We start from the raw sequence: 16413 nt of genomic DNA, 5'->3' as shown, positions 1-16413 counted from the left end.
ATACTAGTCTCGCGTATTCAAAATGCCTAGCTAATGAATAAAATTAAAATCATCTAATTTATTTTTCCACAGTCCCTAAAACCGAAGTAATATCGATCCATAGGTCTTCGACATCTTCTAAACCTACTGATATTCGAATTAAGCCATCTTCGAGACCATGAGCTATTCTAAGTTCTCTTGGTATAGAAGCGTGAGTCATAGAAGCAGGGTGGCAAACTAGTGATTCGACAGCCCCTAGACTTTCTGCTAGCTTGATTAATTTAAAAGAAGAAATTAGTTTTTTTGTTTGTTCTAAATCAAGATCAAAAAGAACAGAAACAATACCGGAATATCCACTCATTTGTTTTTGCGCTAACTGATGTTGCGGATGAGATTCGAGACCAGGGTATATGGTTGTTTTTACTTTTGGATGACTATCTAATCTTTTTGCTAACTCTAGAGCATTTTCTTGGTGTTTATTCATACGAACAGCAAGAGTCTTGATACTGCGACTTAGAAGCCAAGCATCGAATGGAGAAGGATTAAAACCAATAGCTTTTCTTGCATAATCTAAATGCTCTTTCCATTCTTTACTATTGGTTGCTGCACATCCGCCAACAATATCACTATGTCCACCAATATATTTGGTACTAGAATGTAGAACCAAATCAGCACCAAGTAGTAGTGGATTCTGAAAATACGGAGATGCGAATGTGTTATCTACAACTAATTCTGCGTTGTGTGCATGAGCTAGCTCTGCTATTTTTTGTATATCAGCAAGAGTTAAAAGTGGATTTGTAGGAGACTCAATCCATACAAGTCGTGCTCCCTTTTCTAGTTCATTTTTCAGCCATTCTTCGTTATTTATGTCGCCAAACACAGATTCAACGTGGTGTCCAATGAAGGTATTCTTCATTAAACGAAAAGTTCCACCATAAACATCATCTATTGATATTACTCGTTCACCAGGTTGTAATTTACTAAGAATACTTGTTGCTGCTGACAGACCAGAATTAAAAATTGTGGCGTAATTTGCTTGTTCCAAACTAGCAAGAGTCTCTTCTAAAAAACCAAAGTTTGGGTTTCCAGCTCTTGTGTAGTCGTATGATTTTGGTTCTCCAGGGGAATCTTGTTTGTATGTGGTTGTCATATAAATAGGAGGAACAACACTATTAAATTCTTTTTCTACTGGTTGACCAATATGTAATGCTTTTGTTGAGAATCCAAATTTATCTGGCATTTCGAGAGACCTTTATAATAAACTCTTTGACTTTAACCACTCGTTATCAAATATTTTTGACAAGTATTTAATCCCGCTATCAGGGAAAACAGTAACTATTGTACACGGAGAAGTAATGCGTTTGGCAAGTTCTAAACACACCCACATATTTCCACCAGCACTTCCACCTACTAGAATACCTTCTTTTTCTGCTAGTTGTCTACAAACAGCGAAAGCATCTTTGTCATTGTATTGCATCATCTCATCGACAATATCGAAATCCATACATTTTGTTAGGTGGTCTTCGCCAACACCTTCTACAAAATACGAACCAATCTCATTTTCATCAATTTCTTTTGTGTTAAAATATTTGAAAAATATAGATCCTATTGGATCAGGAACAACAACCTTGACATCTGGATTTTGTTCTTTTAAATACTTTCCTGTTCCTGAGACCGTTCCCCCTGTACTCCCGCCAGCTACAAAATAATCGACACTTCCAGAAGACTGTTGCCAAATTTCTGGACCTGTTGTTAGGTAGTGTGCTTCACGATTTTTAAGATTGTCATATTGATTTATCATAAAACTGTTAGGAGTACCTGCTGCAAGATCACGTGCTTTTTGTACATAATGATCTGGTGCTCCAGGAAGCGCTGCTGTTGGACAAATAACGACTTCTGCCCCTAATGCTCTTAAAGTATTTTGTTTTTCAATACTTACCTTGTCAGGCATTGTAAGTATTGCTTTATAGCCTTTTATAGCAGCAAGCATAGCAACAGCTGCACCTGTGTTACCAGATGTATTTTCAATAATTGTGCCACCTGATTTAAGCTCACCATTTTTTTCTGCTTCTTCGATAATATGTTTTACAATACGATCTTTTATACTGAGCCCAGGATTGAAATACTCTAGTTTCGCATAAATCTTTACATGTGGTTGCGGACAGATTTTTTCTAGCTTTACCATCGGGGTGTTACCGATTGTATCTAAAATGTTGCATACGTTATTCATCAAGCTATTACGAGGATAAAATAATTATTATCGAGAGATCTTGGTCTCCTCCTCGTATCTCCTTTCCAAGAACAAAATAATCTTTCACATTACTCTCTCTACTGTATTTGTAGTTTGAGTTTGGAGAGCATTTTCCTATAATTTGTTAGGGCGTGTTCTTAATATTTCTTGTTATTGTGTTGTAGAAAAGACGAAAAACTATTCCGAAACTAAACAACCTGCAGGTCATTTAGCACACCCTGATAAGTTTGCGTAGAAATAAATTAGCATATTTATAACCAAAAATCTAGAATGTGTTTAAATTTATTCTTTCAGTGCAAAATTCACTTACGCTTAATATTTGTATTTCATTTTGCAATGTGATTTGGAAGAACTCTTAGTACACATAATGTTTAACAGCTTTTGCACATATATTTCTTGAGAAATATTTTGTTTGACCCAGTTGTGACCATTATTTGCAATTGTTTTACATAATTGATTGTCAACAAGCAAAGTATGTATTTTTTCAGCAAGTTCAGATGTATTTCCTGGAGAATAGAGTAAACCATTCTGTGAAGAGATTAGTTCTAAAGTTCCTCCACTACTTGTGCCAATAGTAGGTTTTTTTAATAAAAAGGATTCAACAGCGACTCGTCCAAAAGCTTCATTATGAGAACAAACCAAGGTGATATCTGCTTGAGATAGCCACGAAGCGGGGAAATCAACATGCCCAATAAAAAATATGTTTGCTTCCAAATCATATTGGATAACTTTACTTTTTAGCAAATCTACGTATTTTTGTATTCCATCACCTAGGATATATAAATTTATATGACAATTGTATTGTTCTTTAAGTATTCGTATTGCTTCAATAGCTTCTGCTTGACCTTTGCTTTCCCGAATAGCGCCTAAAATCATGCAGTTCTTTCTTACTTTTGAAAGTGAAATTGTCTTACCAAAGTGTAGCATCACTGGTTGATAAAACACTGAATGTTTTTTGGATACATTTTGAGGAAAGTATTTTAAATATTTTTTTCTTACAGCTTTTGAATTAAATATACAGTGAGATGAAAGTTGATATATTAGTTTTGTAGATCTTTGTTTTCCCCATTCAAATATGAGCCCGTGATCTTCGAATCCATATTCGCGAATATGCCATATATGCGGACGAGAACTTAACTTGGCAGCAAGTGCTCCTACGCATGTTGCAATTGTGTTTGAGTATACTAAATCGCAGCGCCATTTTTTTATTTGAAAAACAATATAAAAAGTCATAGAAATGTTTAAAAAGAATTTAATGACCGTTTTCCACAAACTTATTTTAGAGGTTACCCACCAACTATAGGGAATAATAACATAACAAATATTCTTTTTTTCAAGTTCTACACACAATGGACCTTTTTTAGGTAAAATAACAAATGGTATAATATTTTTACGCAAAAGAGTGATTGTTTCGAGTAAAGATCTTTCTGCACCTAGTTTTTGTGAAGAGTGCGAAATAAAACAAACTCTTATTTTGTTTTTCATATTGAAGATTGTCCTGTTTGTAGTTCATTTAAACACTGTTTTTATTTCAGCCTTAACTAGAGCGCGCTGTGGCACATTCCTGCTATTATAGTAGTTCTTTATAATTTGTGTAATCATTTCTCGGTGAGTTTGAAGAAAAAATAGTTCTTGATGTCTCTAACGCTTTATCTATTAATGATCAATATCTCGACGCGTGTACTATTATCGTATTGTTACTATCAAGAAGACTGAAGACCTTTCTATTTTGGGATTGAGAACGTAAAAGGGTAGAGGGTTGTATTCACACAAGTCGTAAGTTTATGAAAATGTTTTGCTCTATGATGTGAATTTCGCAGATGTTTTCTTTGATTTTTACTTAAGAGAATATATAATTTATTGCACTCTTTATTTTCATTTATTGTGTTTCACGAAAGATTATCATGGGGTATTTTAGCGAAAAAGATTTTAACTGTTTCCATTCTAGTAAAAGTAAAAACGCATTGTATAACAAAAAGCGTTTAGAAATAAGACGTAAGTTGCAAACTATTGGAAAAACGATAAAACCGTTTCTCGAAAATCTCGACTGTTATTTCGAAATAAAAACAAGTCTTCATCATCCTTTTCTATACAATCAGTATAAAGTTGTATCGCAATGGGTGTATTTTGTTCCGTGCAAAGAAGATTTAAAAAATGTAAAAGAAATTTTTGGCAAAGACTTTTTTGATGAACTTAAGTCCGGTTATAACCATACAGTATTATTAATTGGGATGGACTATGATGGACTTTATGTCTCTCTTAAAACACATGTAAAAGCTTGGTGGGATGGCCAAAATATAAAAAACAAGTGTAAGAAATCTCAATTTCGTCAAGAGTTACGTGATCTTTTGCGCACGGCAGATCTCTTCGAACTGAGAATACATGACTTTAAAAAAATATATCACTGTAACAAAATTACACTTGATGAATTGAATATGTTTTTAAAATACTATTCTCCAGGTGAGCACTGGCTTCATCTTGATTATCGTGTGTCACGAGAAGATAGCTGTATAGAAGAACAATTACTTATAGAAAAACTGAAGCAATTGTTGGTAGCGACTATTCCTATATATAAATTTATAAAATGGTCGCCTAGTAATAACTATGTTTTCAAGTAAATTTCATAACTAGTGGTATAGAGTATTATATAACATTTGGTAGATTATTTTTTCTATACCGTTATCTGCTTCAGAACAGGAGAACGAAATGCTCAAAAGTGAAGATGAACTTGTTGCCAAGGCCATTTTAAAAAAAGAATTAGTCACCGAACAAGAATTAAATGAATGTGTTAGTATTTACGAAGAACAAGCTGATTCATGTAAACTAGTTGATGTTTTAGTTGACAATGGTTATCTATCTAGATTTCAAAGGGATGATATTTTAAAAGAGATTGATAAAGTTGTCAAAATACTGATTAAAGGTTCTTTTATTCAGTGCAAAAATTGCAACCATTCATTTAATGAGGGCCTTATCAAGTCTGGAAAAAGACGTTTACGATGTGGAATGTGCGGAACTATTCTGTCTACAGCGGCTCCTACCACATTTGACACTGCTGAAATTCAAGAGGTTTTTCCTGTTCAAAGCCAAGAGCACTCTGCAGATGTTGTAGAAGTGAGTAATGTTGTTGATATTCCTGGTTATGAAATTAAACGTCTACTGGGAAGTAATATTTATGGAAAAACTTACAAAGCTTCTAAAGACGGAGAGCATTATATTGTTGTTGTTTTAGAAAAAGATATTCTAAATGACAAAGAATATATGACTACTATTTCCGAAGTACTTGAAATTTATATGAAGTCTGATATCCCAAATACTCCTGTTTGCAAAGGTCTTGAGTTTTATAAAGACACTAGTTTTATCGTTTGGGAATATATTGAAGGTGATAGTTTACGCAAGATACTTAGTAAGAAAAAAGCTATTTCGGTTGATGAATCGGTAAAAATTGTTGCGCGACTTGTTAAAATATTGCGATATGCAAGTGAGCAAGGAATCACTCACTATAATGTGTGCCCTTCAAATATTGTTATATCTAAGAAAAATAATAAACCTATACTTCTTAATATTGGTTTACAAAGAAAAGTACTAGAAAATTGCTTGTATCTTGTAGATCAGCACCAAGAGGCAGCTTTTTTTATTGCACCTGAACATGTCGGACCGCAAAAAAAGTTTGATTTTCGTACAGACATGTATGCTTTAGGACTAGTATTTTATAATTTGCTTTCACAAAACTCTCTTTTCTTTGGTGTATCACCATATGAAATTATCAAGCATGGGAATAGTGCCGATTTTTCTGAATTAAAAAAGATAAATCCTGAAATAAGTGATGATATTATAGCTATACTTTCGAAGTTATTAGCGCCGCTACCAACAAATCGTTATCAGAGTTATAAAGAAATATTGTGGCATTTACAAAATCCTGAGCGAGTACATCGCAATGTTGCTCTGACAGAAATAGAAGAAGAAATTTTTGAGCAACCAACGGAAATGATTAGTCATGCAAAAAAGCAAGAAGCTATAGCTGCTGCTGATCGCGAACAACAAAAAATTATTGATAGTAAAGAGCTAGAAGGGCGTTTGCGTAAGAAAAGACTAGCAAGTCGCCGCCAAAAACGTCCGTCTGGCATGCGCAACGTAATTGTCATTCTTATTGTTTCCCTTGCTATTGGGTATTTTGTATATGATTACGTTCAAAAAAATCAACGGGAAGAAATAGCAATCAATGCTTATAAAATAATAAAAGCAGAGTATGATAAAGTTGGTAAAGATCCTAATTCTTGGCCACAAATGAAAGAAAAACTTTTGGACTTTACTTCTCGTTACAAAGAGCAAAGTTTTTATGTTGATAACGTATATTCTCACCTGAATGAATTAAAATATAATTGGAAGCAACATCTCTATAAAGAGGTAGACACTCTTCGCGATGAAATCAATTCTTTACAAGAAGAAAACAAATTTGCCGCGTGTATTGGACGAATCAATCGTATACCTAAAGTATTGGTAAATAGTGTTGAAAATGAAGTCGCCATAGACATACAACAAAAATTAGCTGGTTTACGTGAAGAGGTTGTTGAGAACGCGAACAACGTTTATAAAGCAACAAACGTTATCCGTGATTCTTTACTAAAGAAATATAAAAATGCTGTAGCTATGGATTTTAATCCTTCTGCTATAGATAAAGAGTATACCGCCGTAATGAAAAAAATGAAAAAAACGAATAGTCAGTTTAGCGAAGGCATTGAAGTAATACATGACGATATTCAAAAAATCATTGATAAATTTAATAATGATATAAGTGAAGTAGGTCAAAAGCACCAAAACTACAAAAATTTTCTCAAACAAAAATCAGATAGTGAACTTGAAAATCAAGTTAGTCGTATCAATAATAAAATCATTACTGAACGAAAATACTTTAATTTTAATAAATCAATTGCATTGTGTAATAGTACTCAGAAGACAGTTTCTATAGTAGACATAAGTATTTTGAAAAAAATGAAAAAAATACTTACACATTTAGCAAAAGCAAAAAATATTTTGATCTCCAAGTATAAAAGTCCTCCTGCTAACGTGCGGGTTTTATATAAAGGACAATCATATACACTACAAACAATTTCTAGTAAGTTTATCGTCCTTAACGGAAATAAAAATATTCTTTGGAAAGATACACCAAGTTTTTTACTGCAAAAACTAATTAAGAAGGTGTCCTTAGCCCCTAATATTTCAGCACAAGATTTACTAAGCTTAAGCTTTTTGGCAAAAGAAGTTGAAGATATGTTGCTTTTTTATAGTTTGCTAGAAGCCAGTGTGCGTGGAGTAAATGTTGAGGCCGAATTTTATCAAGAAGAGCAAGATATTAAACTAAAAAGTAAAGCCCTTGATGAAGTGAGCAAGTTAAAAGCCTTAACAAAAATGCCTAAATATTCAGCAAATAAAGCTTTAAAAAATCTTTTATTTATTAAGAACAATGTTATCATTTCGAAAATCTTACGTCAGAAATACAATACCGATCTTGAGAAAATCTTTGCTCGTACCTTGCAATACAAAAGTTCTACAAAAAATATAACATTTTTGGACTTTGATTCTTCATCTCAAATATCAAACTGGAAAATGAATAAGACGAAGTTAGTCAACGGTCTTTTGCAAGCTAGGGGAAACATTACTATTCCGTTACAAAATGCGAAAGTTGTAAGTGGACTTATTTTGTTTAAAGATATTGAAAGTAAAGTAAATGTTTCTTTTGGAGCTTACGAATTAGAGATTGATGGACGTAGTAAAATAAAATGTATAGTGAATCGCGATGATGGAACAGGAAGGACACTCAATTTTTCTGCTCCTATCAATAAGTGGTTTGTGTTTTCTATGTACATAAATAATGGAATAATTCAATGGCAAGTAAATAACAAATCATTTTCTTTTACTCATAAAAATATTGTTCCCCGAAAGAGTGTAAAGATAAAAGTATTTAGCTCAGAGGCTGTAGAATTTGAAAATATTTTGCTTGCCCAAGATTAGGGTCACTTTAAAAACGTACATCTGGTACTTTATTCAGAGGCTGTAGAATTTGAAAATATTTTGCTTGCCCAAGATTAGGGTCACTTTAAAAACGTACATCTGGTACTTTATTCAGACGCTGTAGAATTTGAAAATATTTTGCTTGCCCAAGATTAGGGTCACTTTAAAAACGTACATCTGGTACTTTATTTATGACTGTCAGATTTATGACTGTCAGATTTCTGACTCAAATCAGAAGTCGTTATTTGCGGTATCAAAATTGGGTAAAACTTTTGTTAGGTCGTTTGGTCGTTTTGCGGAAAATCAGGAGAAGGTAAACTGTGATAAAAGTAACATGCCCTGCATGCAAGAAAAAATACAGCATCATCGACCGTATGGGCGGTAGTGAAATTCGTTGCCAATCGTGTGATTATATTTTTGTTGCCCCAAAAAAGAAAGAAGACGTTTGGATTTCTACAATTTGCACTAAGTGCAGTAAATTATACAAAGTATCAGACGATATGCTTGGAAAAAAGTTTTCATGCCGTAGATGTGATCATAATTTCAAAGTTACAAATTTTGATAGCCAAGAGCAAATAAAAGCACGTTGTCCCGGATGTGAAAAGCGCTATCGCATAGTGAATAAAAAGTTGTTTGGTAAAACAATTCAATGTAAAGTTTGCCACACTCAATTTGATGTTGTTGCTATGACGGAACCGAAAGAGGATTATGATGTAGTCGATTCATCTCCAACGGTTGGACGTTTTGATCCTGCAGGGCAGACTTTTCCAATACTTCCAAATAAAATAGCGCAAAATCTAACGACAAAAAATACGCAAAACACGCAAATACCTGTAAGAAAAGTAAATCTTAAAGCGCGATCAAAGCAACGAAAAAAACAGCCAAGATCTCAGCCTCCAGTAAGAGATTCAGGAAAGCCTGTACGCACATCCAGGACAGCTCCTAAAAAAATGTCCGACAAAGCATTAGAATTTGCAACAGCAGAAACTCTAAATCCGCAAAATGAAGTAATGCAAAAAGAAATAGCACGACAAATTCAGGAGATGGAAAATCCTGTTCAAACAGCGAAAATGCCTTTGAAAAAAGCTTCTAGTAAAGAATTAGAACGAGCAACAGCAGAAACACTAAACCCTCAAAATAAAGAAGTGCAAGATGAAATATCGCGCCAAATTGACAACATGGAAAGCCCTGTATATACAGCAAAGATGCCTCCTAAAGAAATGTCAGATAAAGCATTAGAATTCGCAACTGCGGAAACGTTAGACCCTCAAAATGAAATCATGCAAGAAGAAATCGCACGTCAAATCAACAACATGGAACAGCCTGTTCGTACGACAAAGATGCCTTCGAAAAAAATATCTGACGAAGAAATGAATTTTGCCTCAGGAGAGACACTCAATCCACAGAATGAAAATACACAACAAGAAATCGCACGTCAAATCAGTAATATGGAAGAACATGAACACGAAGATGAAGATGAACATGAACACGAACACGAAAATGAAAATGAAGAATACGAAGATGAAGAATACGAAGATGAAGATATAGATTTACTTGGAGTAAATCTTCGCGATACAGCTGAAGAAATTATTATCGATGACTTCCTCGATGAAGAGGAACAAGAGGAAGAAGAGGAAGATTATGATGATTATGATTACGATAACCTCGATTTGCGTAACACAGCAGAGGGAATTATTATAGATGATAGTATTATTGGTTTAGAAGATCAAGCAGAAGAAGAGATTATCGAAGAACCTAGTAGAGAAAGTGAAAGTAGTCATAACATGGCAGCTATCGAGGCTGATTCTGACGCCGCTTTAAATTCAGAAGATAGCTTTTTACAAATCAATAGTCAAGATGAACTTATTCCCAGTGAAATAATGATGCCTGAAGACAGCATTTTAACTCCTAGTGAAATATCTATTCCTGTTCCTACCCACCAACGATTTCCTTTCGACAGTGGTTTTGGAATGGATGAAGAACTAGAAAAAACAGCTTCTATGGCTATCATTGATGCTGAAACAGAGACGGAAGATCACTGGGTTGAAGAAAAAGAAAATGACTGGAATATTGGTGATGTCATTATGGGAATATACAGTGTCACAGAAGAAATAGGCACTGGAGAAAAAGGTAAAGTTTACAAAATATATCACAAACAACTAGGTATTAATATAGCAGTAAAAAATATTGATATTGTGTTTGATATGAAAGAAACATTTGAAGAAATACTTGATTCATGGGGGCAATTAAACGGTCACCTTAATATTTTAAATTATTATTACACACGTAGTATAAAAGGTATATCGCGAATATTCATGGAGTATGTTAACGGTAATGATTTGTCTTTCTTACTACGCGAAGGTCATTCTGGTCTAGACTCTCTTTACAAAGAAGATAGTTATAGTAGCTTAAAGCGCGTTTTGGATGTTAGTATACAATCCTCATGGGCATTTTCCTATGCTCATGAAAAAAATGTAATTCACGGAGATGTAAAGCCAAATAACATTATTATTGCTAACGATGGTACAGTAAAAATTAGCGATTTTGGTGTGCGCAGTGTGTGCAATTTAGATAATTATACCCAAGTTTATTCATCCACAAAAGAGGGAGAATACGGCGACATTTGGTCTTGGGGGCTATGCATACTTCATATGTTTGCTGGTGTGAGTTATTGGAATGATGGTAATAATGCCAAAAAAGTATTAGAAATGTATGGTGATCAAGACATTCCTCATCATGTACCTGTTATGCCTGATGAAGTAAAGCAATTACTCGAAAAATGTTTTTCAGAAGAACCACCGAGTTTTGAAAAAATTACTGAGGAATTGCGAAAAACATACTATTCTTGCCTCGAAATTGATTATCCAAGGCAACTCGTTGATGCATCAGCAAATTTAGCTGACGCACTAAATAATCGCGCTGTTTTTTTTACTGACATCGAACGTTTTGATATAGCTAACGAGTTATTAGAAAAGGCACTTGTCGTAGACAATTATCATTTAAATGCGGTATACAATTATGGTCTTCTCCAGTGGCGACAAGGAAATATAACTGACCAAGAACTTATTCAAAAACTTAATGTTGTTTTACCTGTTGAAAAGAAAAAATGGAAAACATATCATCTACTAGGATGGGTACACATAGAACGGGGAGACAAGGAGCAAGCATATTCCTGTTTACGCACTTCTGAAGATCTTGCTGAAAATAATATGGTGGCGAAAAATCTTATTTCGCAAACAATGGATCGAATGAAAGACAGTTACGTATTGCAACGAACTTTAATTGGACATGAAGACAGTGTTGGAAGTGTGTGTGTTTCTGATGATTCCAATATTGCTATTTCATCAGGTTCAGATAATACTATTCGCATTTGGGATGTTCGTTTAGGTGAATGTCAATCTGTTTTAAGCGGTCATACAGGTTATGTTAACGGAGTCTCTTTGACTCCCGATGGTTTAACTCTCGTTTCTGCTAGTTGGGATAAATCTGTACGTATTTGGAATGTGGAAAAGCGCGAATGTATAAATGTAATTCGCGGACACGAACATTATGTGAATGATGTGGCTATTTCTCACGATGGAAAAATAGCTATTTCTGCTAGTTGGGATCAAACTTTGCGCGTTTGGGAAACTGCGACAGGTTTGTGTAAAAAGATACTAAAAGGACATAGTGATAACGTAAATAGTGTTGGTTTCTCATCAGAAGTAGATATTGTAATTTCAGGTAGTAGTGATGGAACTGTGCGCGTTTGGGACATTAACAGTGGCGAATGTTTAAGAGTTCTCAAAGGTCATGATGGACAAGTATGGGATGTGGCCATCACTAGCGACGGTGATATGGCTGTATCTGTAGGATGGGATCACTCTGTCAAAATATGGGATATCTGGACAGGCGAATGTTTGCGCACAATGAGGGGACACACCGATAAAGTTAGTGGGGTATATTTAACAAAAAATGCACAAAGGATCTTGACATCGAGTTGGGACGGAACCCTCAAAGTTTGGGATGTATATAACGGACGTTGCTTACGAACAATTGAAGGACACGATGATAAGGTATACAGTGTTACAATGTCAGACCTTGCACAAATTATGATTTCAGCAAGTGCCGACCAATCTCTTCAGGTGTGGAAACTAGCAAATGAGGTTCAAGAAGCACCTTTTACTGTTGTTCGTTCAAAAGAAAATGCCGATAATCGCGCTAATCAAAATTTAGTGGCCATACTTTTAGTAGAAGCGAAAAAAGCTTTGGATAACGAAAAGTGGGAAGCCGCAACGAACTTACTCAACACTGCTAGACAAAAACGAGGTTATGAGCGTTATCCCGAGTGTTTAGATTTATGGAAAAAGCTTTCTTATTATACAATTCGCGGTGGTTTAAAAGGAGCATGGCAAGAGAACAATCTCAAACAGCATCGTTATTGTATAGAATCGTTAGCTATAAGTAGTGATGGCAGTAAATGTTTCTCCACTAATTACAACAAAATACACATGTGGGATTTGAAGAATAACGAATGTTCAATGGAATTAGAAGGACATTCTACCAAAGTTAAAAAAATAGTTTTTGTTGAAAGTAAGAATATATTAATCTCATGCGGAGATGACAAAACTTTGCGTATTTGGGATTTGAGTACGGGAGAGTGCCGCCATCGCTTAGAACATCACAAATATAGTGTTCGCGATTTTGCTGTTATGACAAACGGTTATTTAGGTATAACTGCCAGTTACAAAAATTTATCGGTGTGGAATATCAAGGAAGGTAAGTTTTTATTTGATTTAATAGGCCATGAGCATTGGGTTGAATGCGTTGCTATTACTAATGATGGACGTATGGCCGTGTCTGGTGGATATGATAAAACAATACGCGTGTGGGATATTCACTCAGCAAAATGCATTAAAATTTTACGAGGCCATGAAGATAGTGTTCGCAGTGTCGTTGTAACAACAGATGGACGCATGGCAATATCTGGTAGTTACGATAACACAATAAAATTGTGGGATATTTCAACGGGAAATTGCTTAAATACTTTTAAGGGCCATAAAGACAGAGTTGAAGATATTGCCATGTCTCAAGATGGTCAAATATTAGTTTCCGTAAGTTGGGATAAAACTTTACGTATGTGGGACATTCTTACAGGGAAATGTTTGTGCGTTCTTGAAGGTCACATGAGTAAACTCAGATGTGTGGCTTTATCAACAAATGCTCAATTTGCTTTAGCTGGCGGTTGGGGAAAATCGGTTATTGTGTGGAATCTTGATTGGGAACTTACAGCGAAATCGAAAAGTAAGTGGGATGATAGTGTACGAATGTGGTTGCAGTCTTTTCTTTCCCTTCATACGCCTTTAGAATCCGAAGATCCGAATAATCCTTTGTTTCTTGTAAGAAAAGGTAAACCTGTTTGGCAACAGGAAGATTTTGATGATTTATTGCGACAACTAAAAAATGCTGGTTTGGGATGGGTGAGTGAAGACAAAATAAAGTCGAACTTAGAAGCAATGTCAGATAATTGGAATGAACCACCCGTATTACCAGGAATTAAGTAATTTTGTTGTAATAAAAATCTGATTATTTTCGAGGTTATAACTATAGGGCGTATCCTAATTACAATCGAAAAATATGGCAAAAGTTACGGTTACAATAGTGACTAGAGCTAAAAGAATTTATTATGGCACATCTATTGTAAGTAGCGGAAACGCTTGATACTGTTATGGTTAAAGTTCGCTTGACAATTAATAAATGATATGATATTTTTAACAAATTGTGTCGGTATATAGGGCGTATCCCCGAATTTTAGGAAGTGATCTTTATGAGTGATCTCGCAAATTATAAAATAGTTTTTGCATCTGTAGGAAAAAGCTTGAAAAATAAACCTCAGGATGTTGCACACATTATATCTAGTACTTTTAATATAAAACTTGAAGAAGTTTTAAAGGTTGTGAATCAAAGCCCAATTGTTTTGTTTGAAGGCTTGTCAGTGAGAGATGTAAGTCGTATGCAAAATGCAGTTATTTTTCTAACTAAAATAGGCATTGAAATAACAATAACACCTGAAAAATGCTCACGATTAAGTACTACAAACTGGAAGTTAACTCATACACCTCCTATTGCTGCTTGTCCGTCGTGTGGTGATACGTTTATTTTACTAAACAGCAACACATTTTTACCACACAGTGTATCACAGGAAAAACCTATTCATAGTAAACCACCAGCTCCTATCGAAGGCGCTATTTCGGCAGAATTCGAAGAAATTGAAGGCTTGTCTGCAGAATTAGAAAGCATCGTTCAAATGGATGATGATTCCGCAATAGAAGAAATCGAGGAAATAGAAGAAATTGGAAGTGTATCACAAGAATTAGAAGAAATGGGGAGCTTTTCCGAAGAATTGGAAAAAATTGGCGACTTAGCTGAGGAATTAGAAGAATTAAGCAATAATGAAAAATTATCTCCACACCATGCATCGCGCATCGAAGAGATAGAAGGAATTTCAGCAGAGTTTGAAGAAATAGAAGGTGTTTCAGCAGAGTTTGAACGAATTTGCATGGAAGACATGGAAGATATCGGTAGTTTATCAGCAGAGCTTGAGGAAATAGAGGGGATTTCGGCAGAATTTGAAAAGATATCAGAAGATAATATTGAAAAGTTAGATCATTCTGATTTTGGTAATTTTGCTGAATCAGCTCTTGATGATGATATAGAATCAATATCAGCAGAACTAGAAAAAATAGCTGAGCCTGTGATGTCAAACGAACCAGAACCTTTGAAAAGTGAAGAAAGTTTTACTCAGCTTTTTATGAGTAATGAAAAAAAGAAAGAGCGTCCACCGCAACCTTCGTCTTTAGTAATTCAACCAGGAGTGTATGATGTGATTATCAATATTAATCCTCGTGGTAATGTCACTCTTGCTAATAAGACCATTTCTAAGTTATTACAAATGAAGGTGGAGAAGGTTGCTGCTATTACTCAAAAACATTCTGCGGTAACTGTCGCGAAAAAAGTATCAAAAGATACAGCCCAAGCAATACTACAACAATTTTTTAAATATAAAATGTCTGGGCATATTAAAATAAATAAATTGCAATAGGGCGTTACGCGCTCTAACAACAGTAAAAGAGATTCGGATATGTCAAAATTTTTCGAAATTGATAAAATAAATCTTAGTAAAGATAAATTATTTCTAATCGCCGGACCTTGCGTTTTAGAAGAAAATTGCGAAGTTGAGCTGAAAATAGTTGAGCAAGTGCAAAAAATTAGCGAACGTTTAGATATTCCGTTTATATTTAAAGCTTCTTATACAAAAGCTAACAGAACATCTGCAAATTCTTATCGAGGCGTTGGCATAGAAAAAGGTCTCAAAAGACTACTTAGAGTAAAAAAAGAGTTTGGAGTTCCCGTACTCTCAGATATTCATGAGGTAGAAGAAATTAAACAAGCAAGTGAAGTGCTAGATATTTTACAGATACCAGCATTTTTATGTCGGCAAACCTCCCTTTTGGAAGGAGCAGCTAGTAGTGGTTGTGCTGTTAACATAAAAAAAGGACAGTTTATGTCTCCCTGGGATATGAAACACGCTGTGAGTAAAGTTTCTTCTACAAGCAATAAAGTTATGGTGACAGAAAGAGGTGCATGTTTTGGTTATAATAACTTAGTTGTTGATATGAGAACATTTCCAGTAATGAAAGAATTTGGCTGTCCCGTTGTTTTTGACGGTACTCACAGTGTGCAATTACCTGGCGGAGGAAATGGACAAACAAGTGGGCAAAGACATATGATTTTACCTCTTGTTCGCGCTGCAGTTGCCGCTGGCTGTCATGGACTCTTTTTAGAAGTACATCCTGATCCATCTAGCTCGCCAAGTGATAGCGCAAGTATATTACCAATTTCTCAACTTGAAAGTGTGTTAACTATTGCAAAACAAATACACACAGTAGTTCATGAACAAGAAGGTAAACGCGTATTATTCGGAGACATTGTACGCAGCAAAAATTTTGCGACGCTTGAAGATGTTGAGAAAGCTTTGACCATTCAGAGAAAAATGGATGAAGATGGCGAAGAACATAAGCTACTTGGAATTATTATGTTAGAACAAGGAATGCTAAACTCAGATCAGCTACTTGAGTTGTTGAAAGATCTTGAAGAACAACAAGGGGTGAAGCACTATTAAGGAATGCGACAAA

General features: G+C 34.8%; 8 protein-coding genes. 5 read left to right on the top strand and 3 right to left on the bottom strand.

Translation table 11 applies throughout. From position 1 onward, the window contains the following. Positions 1 to 58: 58 nt before the first annotated feature. The 3 genes from UABHE_RS03120 to UABHE_RS03110 all read right to left on the bottom strand — a co-directional run bounded on the left by UABHE_RS03120 (position 59) and on the right by UABHE_RS03110 (position 3715). Positions 59 to 1219, bottom strand: coding sequence for a PLP-dependent aspartate aminotransferase family protein (locus UABHE_RS03120; RefSeq protein WP_372368769.1), 1161 nt, complete (start codon positions 1217 to 1219; stop codon positions 59 to 61). 12 nt (positions 1220 to 1231) lie between these two features. Further along, positions 1232 to 2209: a PLP-dependent cysteine synthase family protein gene (locus tag UABHE_RS03115; protein WP_372368768.1), complete on the bottom strand. Its 978-nt coding sequence runs from the start codon at positions 2207 to 2209 to the stop codon at positions 1232 to 1234. A 333-nt stretch (positions 2210 to 2542) separates the two neighbouring features. After that, positions 2543 to 3715 carry a glycosyltransferase family 4 protein gene (locus UABHE_RS03110; protein ID WP_372368767.1) on the bottom strand — a complete coding sequence of 391 codons (1173 nt, stop codon included), beginning with the start codon at positions 3713 to 3715 and terminating at the stop codon, positions 2543 to 2545. 419 nt (positions 3716 to 4134) lie between these two features. Here UABHE_RS03110 and UABHE_RS03105 point away from each other — a divergent pair, with 419 nt between their 5' ends. From UABHE_RS03105 to kdsA, 5 genes are all read left to right on the top strand, one after another. Further along, positions 4135 to 4848: a hypothetical protein gene (locus UABHE_RS03105; protein WP_372368766.1), complete on the top strand. Its 714-nt coding sequence runs from the start codon at positions 4135 to 4137 to the stop codon at positions 4846 to 4848. Positions 4849 to 4936: 88 nt separating this feature from the next. Then, entirely contained in the window at positions 4937 to 8239 is a 3303-nt protein-coding gene (locus tag UABHE_RS03100; protein WP_372368765.1) for a protein kinase, read from the top strand. A gap of 320 nt (positions 8240 to 8559) precedes the next feature. Continuing rightward, entirely contained in the window at positions 8560 to 13782 is a 5223-nt protein-coding gene (locus UABHE_RS03095) for a protein kinase (protein WP_372368764.1), read from the top strand. Positions 13783 to 14045: 263 nt separating this feature from the next. Then, positions 14046 to 15320 carry a hypothetical protein gene (locus tag UABHE_RS03090; protein WP_372368763.1) on the top strand — a complete coding sequence of 425 codons (1275 nt, stop codon included), beginning with the start codon at positions 14046 to 14048 and terminating at the stop codon, positions 15318 to 15320. Positions 15321 to 15359: 39 nt separating this feature from the next. Continuing rightward, positions 15360 to 16400 carry a 3-deoxy-8-phosphooctulonate synthase gene (gene kdsA, locus UABHE_RS03085; protein ID WP_372368761.1) on the top strand — a complete coding sequence of 347 codons (1041 nt, stop codon included), beginning with the start codon at positions 15360 to 15362 and terminating at the stop codon, positions 16398 to 16400. The last annotated feature ends 13 nt before the right edge of the window (positions 16401 to 16413 follow it).

This window comes from Candidatus Uabimicrobium helgolandensis (assembly GCF_041508025.1).
Classification (GTDB): Bacteria; Planctomycetota; Uabimicrobiia; order Uabimicrobiales; family Uabimicrobiaceae; genus Uabimicrobium; species Uabimicrobium helgolandensis.
The sequence above is the reverse complement of the archived record's forward strand: the minus strand, read 5'-3'. Positions and strand labels throughout refer to the sequence as shown.

What these genes read in the sequence shown, in the direction of transcription:
- UABHE_RS03115 (WP_372368768.1), bottom strand. Translation starts at nt 2,209, where the DNA reads ATGAATAACGTATGCAACATTTTAGATACAATCGGTAACACCCCGATG.
- UABHE_RS03110 (WP_372368767.1), bottom strand. Translation starts at nt 3,715, where the DNA reads ATGAAAAACAAAATAAGAGTTTGTTTTATTTCGCACTCTTCACAAAAA.
- kdsA (WP_372368761.1), top strand. Translation starts at nt 15,360, where the DNA reads ATGTCAAAATTTTTCGAAATTGATAAAATAAATCTTAGTAAAGATAAA.
- UABHE_RS03105 (WP_372368766.1), top strand. Translation starts at nt 4,135, where the DNA reads ATGGGGTATTTTAGCGAAAAAGATTTTAACTGTTTCCATTCTAGTAAA.
- UABHE_RS03120 (WP_372368769.1), bottom strand. Translation starts at nt 1,219, where the DNA reads ATGCCAGATAAATTTGGATTCTCAACAAAAGCATTACATATTGGTCAA.
- UABHE_RS03090 (WP_372368763.1), top strand. Translation starts at nt 14,046, where the DNA reads ATGAGTGATCTCGCAAATTATAAAATAGTTTTTGCATCTGTAGGAAAA.
- UABHE_RS03100 (WP_372368765.1), top strand. Translation starts at nt 4,937, where the DNA reads ATGCTCAAAAGTGAAGATGAACTTGTTGCCAAGGCCATTTTAAAAAAA.